The organism is Synechococcus sp. R55.4 (assembly GCF_047461935.1).
GTDB lineage: Bacteria > Cyanobacteriota > Cyanobacteriia > Thermostichales > Thermostichaceae > Thermostichus.
Genome location: NZ_JANSIF010000079.1, coordinates 1 through 8,988, shown reverse-complemented (window position 1 = coordinate 8,988; position 8,988 = coordinate 1). Strand labels below are relative to the sequence as shown.

General features: G+C 57.0%; 11 protein-coding genes and 1 pseudogene. 7 read left to right on the top strand and 5 right to left on the bottom strand.

The genetic code is table 11. The features are described from left to right. Positions 1–1,149, top strand: a 1,149-nt coding sequence (locus tag NW842_RS13675; RefSeq protein WP_414418253.1) for an RNA-guided endonuclease InsQ/TnpB family protein, incomplete at its 5' end; no start/stop codon positions are given. 167 nt (positions 1,150–1,316) lie between these two features. Beyond that, on the top strand, positions 1,317–2,006 hold the full coding sequence (locus tag NW842_RS13670) for a response regulator transcription factor (RefSeq protein ID WP_414389514.1): 690 nt from the start codon (positions 1,317–1,319) through the stop codon (positions 2,004–2,006). On the opposite strand, the gene NW842_RS13665 is transcribed toward NW842_RS13670, so the two are convergent. After that, positions 1,992–2,255 (bottom strand): ParB N-terminal domain-containing protein, encoded by a 264-nt coding sequence (locus tag NW842_RS13665; protein WP_414418252.1) that lies wholly within the window; start codon positions 2,253–2,255, stop codon positions 1,992–1,994. The two genes, NW842_RS13670 and NW842_RS13665, sit on opposite strands and share 15 nt — an antisense overlap. A gap of 373 nt (positions 2,256–2,628) precedes the next feature. Here NW842_RS13665 and NW842_RS13660 point away from each other — a divergent pair, with 373 nt between their 5' ends. The 3 genes from NW842_RS13660 (at position 2,629) to NW842_RS13650 (ending at position 4,543) form a co-directional block, all read left to right on the top strand. Beyond that, the gene (locus NW842_RS13660) at positions 2,629–2,838 is read left to right on the top strand and encodes a hypothetical protein (RefSeq protein ID WP_414418251.1); all 210 of its coding nucleotides are present in this window, start codon (positions 2,629–2,631) and stop codon (positions 2,836–2,838) included. 137 nt (positions 2,839–2,975) lie between these two features. After that, positions 2,976–3,458: an ABA4-like family protein gene (locus NW842_RS13655; protein ID WP_414373981.1), complete on the top strand. Its 483-nt coding sequence runs from the start codon at positions 2,976–2,978 to the stop codon at positions 3,456–3,458. Positions 3,459–3,922: 464 nt separating this feature from the next. Then, positions 3,923–4,543: a biotin transporter BioY gene (locus NW842_RS13650; protein WP_414373982.1), complete on the top strand. Its 621-nt coding sequence runs from the start codon at positions 3,923–3,925 to the stop codon at positions 4,541–4,543. A 398-nt stretch (positions 4,544–4,941) separates the two neighbouring features. On the opposite strand, the gene gshB is transcribed toward NW842_RS13650, so the two are convergent. After that, on the bottom strand, positions 4,942–5,889 hold the full coding sequence (gene gshB / locus NW842_RS13645) for a glutathione synthase (RefSeq protein ID WP_414418250.1): 948 nt from the start codon (positions 5,887–5,889) through the stop codon (positions 4,942–4,944). 254 nt (positions 5,890–6,143) lie between these two features. On the opposite strand from gshB, the gene NW842_RS13640 reads away from it, so the two are divergent. Next, positions 6,144–6,872: a pentapeptide repeat-containing protein gene (locus NW842_RS13640; RefSeq protein WP_414418249.1), complete on the top strand. Its 729-nt coding sequence runs from the start codon at positions 6,144–6,146 to the stop codon at positions 6,870–6,872. A 39-nt stretch (positions 6,873–6,911) separates the two neighbouring features. On the opposite strand, the gene rpmB is transcribed toward NW842_RS13640, so the two are convergent. Both rpmB and NW842_RS13630 read right to left on the bottom strand, forming a co-directional pair. Further along, the gene (gene rpmB / locus NW842_RS13635) at positions 6,912–7,148 is read right to left on the bottom strand and encodes a 50S ribosomal protein L28 (RefSeq protein ID WP_414373986.1); all 237 of its coding nucleotides are present in this window, start codon (positions 7,146–7,148) and stop codon (positions 6,912–6,914) included. Positions 7,149–7,172: 24 nt separating this feature from the next. Further along, the gene (locus NW842_RS13630; RefSeq protein ID WP_414418248.1) at positions 7,173–7,535 is read right to left on the bottom strand and encodes a hypothetical protein; all 363 of its coding nucleotides are present in this window, start codon (positions 7,533–7,535) and stop codon (positions 7,173–7,175) included. 165 nt (positions 7,536–7,700) lie between these two features. Here NW842_RS13630 and NW842_RS13625 point away from each other — a divergent pair, with 165 nt between their 5' ends. Next, on the top strand, positions 7,701–8,813 hold the full coding sequence (locus NW842_RS13625; protein ID WP_414418247.1) for a dockerin type I domain-containing protein: 1,113 nt from the start codon (positions 7,701–7,703) through the stop codon (positions 8,811–8,813). Position 8,814: 1 nt separating this feature from the next. On the opposite strand, the pseudogene NW842_RS13620 reads toward NW842_RS13625, so the two are convergent. Beyond that, positions 8,815–8,988, bottom strand: a pseudogene (locus tag NW842_RS13620) (RNA-guided endonuclease TnpB family protein); the annotation flags it as partial.

Genomic DNA, 8,988 nt, shown 5'->3' with positions numbered 1-8,988 from the left:
ACTTTGGAGGCTTTTGGCCAAGCCTTGAATTGGGTCAACCAGAACACGCCGGAGAAAGTCGCCAACGCCGTTAAGCTTCAGTCTCTGTGCTACCGCGAAATCCGCGCCCGGTTCGACTTGTCCAGTAACTTGGCAAGGACTACGTCCCGCTTACGCGACCAGCAGGTCTGCAGACGGCTGGCCGGCGCCCGTAAAGTTGCCCAACAGAAAAACCGCCCCGTCAAAGCGTTCAAAGGGGGCTTCGCTACCTACGATGCCCGTATCTTTTCGTTTCGCGAGAAAGACTGGACGGTGTCGCTGACCACGGTTGGGGGTCGAGAGCGCTTTGAGCTGGCGATTGGCCGCTACCAGAGAGAACGGCTGGCGGGCTCCAATCCCAAATCGGCCACTCTGGTCAAGCGTAAAGACGGCTCCTACTCCATTCAAATCTGTGTGGAAGCGGAGCCATCCCCACCGCAACGCACGGGCAGAGTGCTGGGGGTGGACTTGGGGAGGACGGATATTGCCCATACGTCAGACGGGGACAATTGGAATGGACAGCAGTTGAACAGAGTCCGAGACCACTACTCCCGGTTGAGGGCGGTACTCCAACGCAAAGCCAGTAAGGGCACACGCAGTTCGCGGCGCAGATGCCGTCAACTGCTGCAACGGCTGTCTGGCAAGGAGAGACGCTTTCAAGCGTGGGTCAATCATCGCATCTCCAAAGCTATTGTCTCTAGGGCAAAAGCTACCAACAGCGCTATTGCTCTGGAAGACCTGACAGGGATCCGGGAAAGGGTCAATCAACAGCCACGCAGCAAAGCCGAGCGGCGCAGGGCCAACAGTTGGGCGTTCTACCAACTACGTCAATTTCTGGAATACAAGGCGAGGGTTGCAGGGGTTTCTCTGATTCTTGTGCCGCCCGCCTACACGTCGCAGACCTGCCACCGGTGTTTGCACATCCATCCCGACCCTGCGCAATCCTATCGCAGTGGTAAGTCGTTCAAGTGTGGGCACTGTGGATGGGAAGGGGATGCGGATTTGAATGGTGCGAATGTGATTGCGCTCTTGGGGGCTGTCGTAAACCAGCCTAGAGGTCCGGGCTTGTTTTGTTCTCTGGTAGAGCAGAACAGGCTCAGGGCTACTGAAAGCCCGCTCCGTACCGCTTAGCGGTCGGAGCCGGGTAGTTTACCTTTCAACCAGGCCACCCTTGAAACCACTATTATGGGTCAAGGCACCCCAGCCAAATGACGAATCCTGTCCGTCTCCCTAAAATAGCGACAGATAACAGGTGAATAGCGCTTTACCCTTTTCCCTAACAGCCTCCTCGAGTCCTCATGAAGCGTGTACTGGTCGTAGATGACGATCCCCTCTCCCTGAAGGTGCTGAGCCGCCACCTGACTCAGCATGGCTATCGGGTTTGTACAGGCGCTTCGGGTGTAGAAGGGTTGCGTCTGTTTGCCCAAGAGCAGCCGGATGTGGTGGTTTCAGATGTGGTGATGCCGGAAATGGACGGCTTCGAGTTTTGCCGACAGCTGCGCCAACAGCGCGGCGGCGAGCTCGTCCCCTTCATTTTTCTCTCTTCGCGGGGAGAGATCGATGACCGGGTTCAGGGCTACGAGCGGGGGGCGGATGACTACATCATCAAGCCCTTTGAACCCCTGGAACTGGTGGCCAAAATCGAGGCCCAGATTGAACGCTCCCGCCGCACCCAATCGGAAATTCTGCGGCTGATCCAACAGCAGTCCCAGCCAAAACCGGAAGCGGCCCCCCGCCCCACTCCACCCGAATTGCCCCTGACCCCTGCCGAAGAGCGGGTCTTTCGGGAAGTCATTCGCGGCTTCACCAACAAGCAAATCGGCGAGAAGCTGTTCATCAGCCCGCGCACCGTGCAAACTCACCTGACCAACATTCTCAGCAAGCTCTCTCTGGAAAATCGCTCGCAACTGGTGCGTTTTGCCTACGAACGGGGCTACACCGCCGAAGAGGAGCCGGGCCAGAAGGGATCCCTTTCAGGCCAGGTGTAGCCTCAAAACAGCACGTGGCGCTTTTCGCACCCGGCAGGGGATCCGCTCCTTGCCCAAGCGGACAAATGCCTCGTAGCGATGGCAGCCGGAGAACCCATAATACTCCCCTTCCACTTCCAAAACCTCAATGGGCTCCTGCAGACCGATTGCTTCAATGGAAGCCATCAGCGCCTGCACCTTATCCGGATCCGTTTGCCGCGGCAAAGGGCGGCGAATTTGGGCAAGGGGAATCTCGCGAATCTGCGCCATGTTGAACTTTCTCCCTAAGCAAGCTACTTAATCATACTCGTTATGACTTTGCTCTATCAAGACTGGCAGAGGGGATGGATTCTCAGGCCAGAGCATGGCAGGATAACACCATTCCTCACTGCTCTCTCCCTCAGTAGCCAACCCAGCCATGTGGCAACTCCTCAAAGCCTTATGGGGAAAGATCGCCGGCCAAGCCCCCCCTGCACCCCCCGCTGCCGCGCCACGATCACCCCTTGACAAGAGGCTGGTTCAGCAGCCCTCTCCCCGGAATGTCTCTGCTGCAGAGGCCGCCCGCAAAGAAGAAGCCCCTGAGCCCACACCAGAACATCCCGCCCCAAAAGTTGCAGCAGCCCAACGGGGTGAGGAACCTGTGGTGTTGCTCCCTTCTCAGGAGAAATCCCCAGACTCTGTGGCAGTAGAATCCCCCATCGGCCCGGCTCAACCCACCTCTACGGCCAAAAGCATCAGCAGCTTCTGGGCCATGACCGACACCGGATCCCGGATTTCCTGCATTGCTGCCACCACCGACAGTGGCCGTGCGGTCAGCTCCATTGCGACTGCTAGGCTCCGCCAATCGGAATAGCGACCGGGATCCCTCTGGCTCCAGAAAAAACTTCAGGGCAAGTCAGGAATAACTCCTATCCATTTCCACCCGCTACTGCAGGGATCCCCAGGGGGCATTAGGCCGATAATGGACAGGTAGCGTTGGGGGTTCCAAGCATGCTGGAGATGATCTTTAACGGGGCCAACTGGTTTGCTTTGCCCTTTTGGGCAATGATGATTCTGTTGCCGGGTTGGAAGGTAACCCGCAAAGTGATGGAATCGCTTTTGCCCATCGCTATTTTGGCGGCGGTTTATTTGTATCTTTTGGTCACCGGGTTCAACGCGGATGTTCTCAAGGAATTTTCCGACCCTCAACTGTCTCTGACCAGCTTAACTGGCCTATTCAGTCAACCCTCTGTTATGGCGACGGGATGGGTCCACTACATCGTCATGGATTTGTTTGTGGGCCGCTGGATCTTCTTGGAAGGGTGGGATAAGCGAGTATGGACAACCCATTCTCTGATTTTGTGCTTGTTTGCTGGGCCTGTGGGTCTGCTCTCCCATTTGCTTACGGTGGCAATTGTACAGACGACTCGCCAGAACCGGCCCAGTGCTCCTCAACCTGACAAAGGCACAGAAGTACCGCAAGAATCCATCTAGCCCCTGCTTGGCTTTATGGCTCTTTCCGATGCACAGGGTGCAAAATGAGCAGCGTGGGATCATCCTCGACCTCAACGTTGCTGCCACGCAGCTCCCCAGCGCTACGTACTCGCCAGCACACAGGGTGGTTCCCGAGTGCCTTTAGGTGCCGTTGTAAACAACAACCACAAAACCCACTGAGGTCGGATCCAACCGTCAGGCTGTCGGGTTTAGGGCCTACAGCCCGTTTACGCGAACAATGCGCCCTGTGCTGCTGTGGGCGAGAGCGGCTGACTACCCTGGCACTGCAGGCAGCGTAGCACAAAGCCGCTTTAAAGGGCGGGGCTTCAAACCCAGTTTTTCGGTAACCGAATTCTTGTATTCTGAAACCCTGACATACTCCCCGCCCTACTGGCTTGCTTCCGCGCAGCGATGGGACGGGGCCTCAAGCTCAGTCTTCGGGTAAACAGGAGTGCAAACCTCTCATGACTGCTACCTTTGTTCACACACCCTTGGCGCAAACTGTTCTGCCTCGCCCTTCCCGAACTCGGGATCTCCTGCTGGTTCTGGGGGGAAGTTTGTTCGTAGCTGCCTTGGCTCAGGTGCGGATCCCTCTGCCCTTCACGCCGGTACCGATTACCGGGCAAACCTTTGGAGTAATGCTGGTGGGGGCAGGCTTTGGGGCACGGCTGGGCTTTCTCACGTTGCTGGTCTACCTGCTGGAAGGGATCCTGGGATTGCCCTTCTTCAGCGGTGGCAGATCCGGGCTTGGCCACTTGGCCGGGGCGACGGGGGGCTACCTGTTGGCTTTTCCCCTGGCTGCAGGGCTGATGGGTTGGTTGGTGGAGCGCTGGGGCGTGGATCGCAACCCCTGGAAGATGGCGCTGGCGATGTTGTCCTGCTCGGCTCTGATTTTTTTGCTAGGAGCCACTTGGCTAGGGGTGTGGCTGAACCAGAATGTTGAGCCCACCTCGATCTTGGCCGTCCTCAACAAGGGGGTCTTCCCTTTTATTCCAGGAGACTTGGTGAAGTGCGGACTGGCGGCAGTGCTGCTGCCCACCATCTGGCGCTGGGTGGGTCGGGAAAGGCCACCGGCTGACTCGTAACCCACTGGGCAAGAGCAGCAACTCTAAAGACCGCTCCGGCAAAACAGAAGGGGCTCGGGATTAGCCTCGGGCCGAAAAATCTAAAAAAAAGATAACAACTCCGAGGATTTGGCCTTTTTTCTGAGATTCTAAAAACTGTGCTCAATGCGATGTTCAATACGGCCTATTCATGGAGCTTTTCTTTATATTGCTCTAGAGTTTTATAAGTCGCTGGCTGGTCGCGGCAGAGCCCCCTTGTGGGGCTTTTTATTTTCTATCTGCCGACCGGAAAAAGTTGAACTCAACCTACTATGGTCATTCCAAGCTATAATTTGATCTCTATAGACTCCCTAAATAGACGGGATCCCTGCCATGCAACAGACGCGCCGGATCCCAGAAACATCCTGGTGGGTAGTCATTCAGCCCTTGACGGGCACCTTCTTTTCCAGCCACTGAGCCACTTGATCTGCCAGGTCAACTCCTTCCAACTGACAGAGTTCTCGCAGCATTGTTGGGCTGGTCACGTTCACTTCGGTTAGTCGTTCCCCGATAACATCAATCCCGACAAAATACAGCTTCTCCTGCCTGAGCACCGGCGCCAAAGCCCCGCAGAGAGCCCGTTCTTTTTCGGTAATCTTGGTTTTTTCCACTCGACCGCCGGCGGCAATATTGCCCCGAAAATCTCCCTCTCCAGGGATCCGATTGACGGCACCCAAAGGCTCTCCTTCCAGCAGCAAAATGCGTTTGTCTCCTGCCGCCGCCTGTGGCAAATACTCCTGCACCATCACAGGCAGCCGACCAAATTGGGTGCTCATTTCAATCAACGAGTTGAGGTTTGGATCCCCGGCATTGACCCTCAGGATCCCTTCCCCACCTTTGCCACCCAAAGGCTTGAGCACCGCCTGTCCTTCCTGTTCGACGAACTGACGCAGCAGGCGTTTGTTGCTGCTGACGCGGGTACGCGGGATCCACTCTTGAAATTGCAGGGCATAGAGCTTTTCGTTGGCCGAGCGGATCCCGGCAGGATGATTGAGCACCAGTGTGCGGCTGGGAGAGAGACGATCCAAAAGGTAAGTGGCATAGAGATAGGCCGCATCTACCGGCGGATCCTTGCGCATCCACACCGCCTGCATTTGGCTCAGGGGCAGCAGTTGCCGGTCTTTGACCTCATACCAGGGATCCGCCTTCAGATCCAACCGGATTTCCTCAAGGGATCCCCACGTTTCCCCTTGATCCCAGTAGAGATCCGCCAGGCCCAGGCAGAAAATGCGGTGCCCCCGTTTCTGCAGAGCTTCCATCAGGGCAATGCTGGTGTCATGGCCCACCTGCAACTGAGGCAATGGATCGACAATAAAAGCTACCTGCATGGGAGGTGTGGTTCACTGACGAAAGGCTGCCCCGAGTATGCAACAAATCGGAGCCGATTGTGCTCTGCTGGCAGGCTGTTTCCACAAGAGAAGACCCCCTCTGGAAAGCTCGATGCAGAGTTGTCTTTTTAATATCCTCTTAACCTCGACAGGCGACGCAAACGTTAGCTTGATAGGTGGAATCCCCAGTTGGCCCTCAGTTCTCGGCTGGGTTGACCGGATTTCTGGCCTAACCTGTGAGGAATGCTCCATCTGTGAGTGCTCCCCCTTCTCAACCCTCAGAGCCGGTTCGCATTGAAACCACGCGGGACTTGCTGGAAGCCTTGCGTGAGGGGCGCTCCCTGGTGGGTGCCAACCTGGAGAATGCCTACCTCTCGCGGGGCCTGTTCGACCGCATTCAGATGCCCAAATCCAATTTGACGCGGGCTAACCTGCGCTCGATCAGCCTGCAGCAAGCCGACCTACGTCTGTGCAACTTTCGCCGCGCTGAGCTAGAGCGGGCCAATTTTACCGCCTCAGATCTACGGGGATCCAGCTTTAGCCAGGCTCTGGGGGACTACAGCAACTTTACCGCCGCCAAACTGGACAAAAGCAGCTTTCAGGGGGGCCGTTTCAGCCATTCCATCTTTCGCGAAGCCAGCTTGGTGGCTGCTAATCTGGCGGAGGGGAACTTTTTTGCCGCCGACTTCCGCCAGGCCAACCTATCTCGCTGCAACCTCTCCCAGGCTGCCTTGGTGAGTTGCCAGCTTCAGTTTGCCAACCTAGAACAAGCCATTTTGGTGGGGGCCAACCTACGGGACGCTCAGATTGAAAACACGCTCTTCAGTGGAGCCGATTTTACCGATGCCAAACTCTCCGACGAAATGCGCAAGCTCTTGATTGAGCGGGCCAGCGGCACCAACGAGCTTACCCAACGGGATACCCTCAACACTTTGCTGGCGGGTTTGCAGCCCAAGTCGCGTAAGCTTTTTGGCTTGCTGTGAGGTTGGAGCTGTCAGACACAACTGGGCTGAGGAGAAAGCTCAAAACCGGCTGAGGTCGATCCCAGCTTCCCGGGCCATGGCTCCTATACCCTTGGCCTTGAGAGTCTTTAAGGCTTTGGTGGAAAGGCGCAGACGAACAAACCGCTTACCCTCTTCCCACCAGATGCGCTTCCACTGCAAATTGACTTCCTGCAGGCGCTTGGTGCGCCGGTGGGAGTGGGAGATGGCAAAAGCGTTGTTGCGTTTCTTGTTGGTTAGTTGGCAGCGACGCGCCATGGGATCAAAGCAAACTCAGCCTAGCTATCGTAAGGCATCTTTTTGTTGGGCAGCAAGCTGAAGTTGACTTTGCAACTGGACTAGCTCTGCCTTCAGTCGGTCAAAGGTTTGTTGGCAGTGGTTAACGCTTCTGAGGGGCAGCTCTTCGTTTTTGGCAATGCAGGTTACCTGTACAGAGCCGTCGGCAGCCTGACGGGTGCGATCCACAAACACTTCCACCGTCACCAGTTTGGTGTAGGGATTTTTTCCGGGAGGCTCGCCGGCCACCCAATAATCAAGGCTGTTGTGGAGGATATTGAGTTGGCAGCGCTCCAAAACAGCGCGGATCGACTCGCTGAGCTGCTCGGCTGAGCCCACAAGCTGGGTAACGCAAGAGTATCGAGCCATAGAACAGGCAAGCCACCACGGTTATCCTACCATTAAGTTTTCGGCTCCTGCAGCCAAAGGCGAACCGGCAAAATTGCGCTCAAGAGTACTCTACACCGGCTCGGTTAGCCCTGCTGCGAGGAGGTGAATTACGTTAGAACATGAACAACTCCCAGGAGAGTTGCCATGTTTAGGGTCTCCTGTTTGGCTCATTCTCTTTTGCTACTGGGATCCCTGGGCCTGGGTTGGATAGGCGTGTCTTTTGCCCACGCGCAGCCCTTTCAGGCGGGCGACCTGGATGGGGATGGCCGTTTGACGGTGCAGGATCTCAACCTGTTGGGGGCCTACTTGCGGGGAGAACGGGGATTGACCGACGACCAGATCCGAGCTGCCGATGTCGACCAGGATGGACGGATCACAGAAGCCGACTGGCAAGTGTTGCAGCAGCGCATTCAGGCAGCAACGGATGTGCCCACAGGACAGGTGCAGTTGGATTCCGCCTATTCGGGACAGGTGGTGGATCGGCTGACGGGGCAGCCCTTGGCCGGGGCGGAGGTGGCCATTCCGGGGGCGGGTATTTCGGTGCGCACCGATGCCCAGGGTCGGTTTCGCCTGCCAGGGCCGCTGCCGGCAGAAGAAATTTTGGTGGCGCGGCTGGAAAATTACTTGCCCTATTCCCAAAGTACAGGCAACGGTCAAGCCGGCGGGGATCGGCCTTGGCAACTGCAGTTGGAGCGCTGGGATCCCAACACAACTTTGGTACTGGAGGCGAATGTCATCCGCCTGGGGGATAACCAGTACTCGCCGGAATCGGCTGCTGCCGGGCAATTTCTGGGCCCTGCCCAAGGGGTGGAGATGACCCGCTCTTTCACTTTGCAACGCCTGCCTTCGCGCCCACCGGTTTTGCGGATTGGATCCCTGATTGGGTTGGATACAGCTGCCGCCTATCGGGCCGGCCAATCCCGGATCCCCAGCGCCAACATGTCTCCCATGCAAGTCATCTTGAACGGGGTGGAAATCGAACAGATTCACCTGGGGGGAGATAACCTACAGATTCCCCTGCCGCTGCAACCTCTGCGCCTGGGCCTGAACACTGTTACCCTGCGCACCGGCAAAACCCTGATTGAGCCCAGCATGGTCACCCGTGGTCCCCAAGTGCCGATCAGCATTCCCCTTTTCGGGGGATCCCTGCACATCTCGGTGCCGCTGGGAGGTGATACAGTCATCCGGCACGGTGGAGCCTGGGTGGATCATGACGATGTGCAGTTGGCTAACGTAACCATCGAGATCCCCAAGTAAACTACCCGGCCCTGACTGCTTCGCAGTACGGGGCGGGCTTAAGGCCTCCGGCCCGCTGGCGCGAACGGTAGCCCTGCAGTTGGCAAGCCAACCACGGACCTCTAGGCTGGTTTACGACAGCCCCAAGCTTGGCAATCATGTTGGCCCCATTCCAGTCCGCATCCCCTTCCCATCC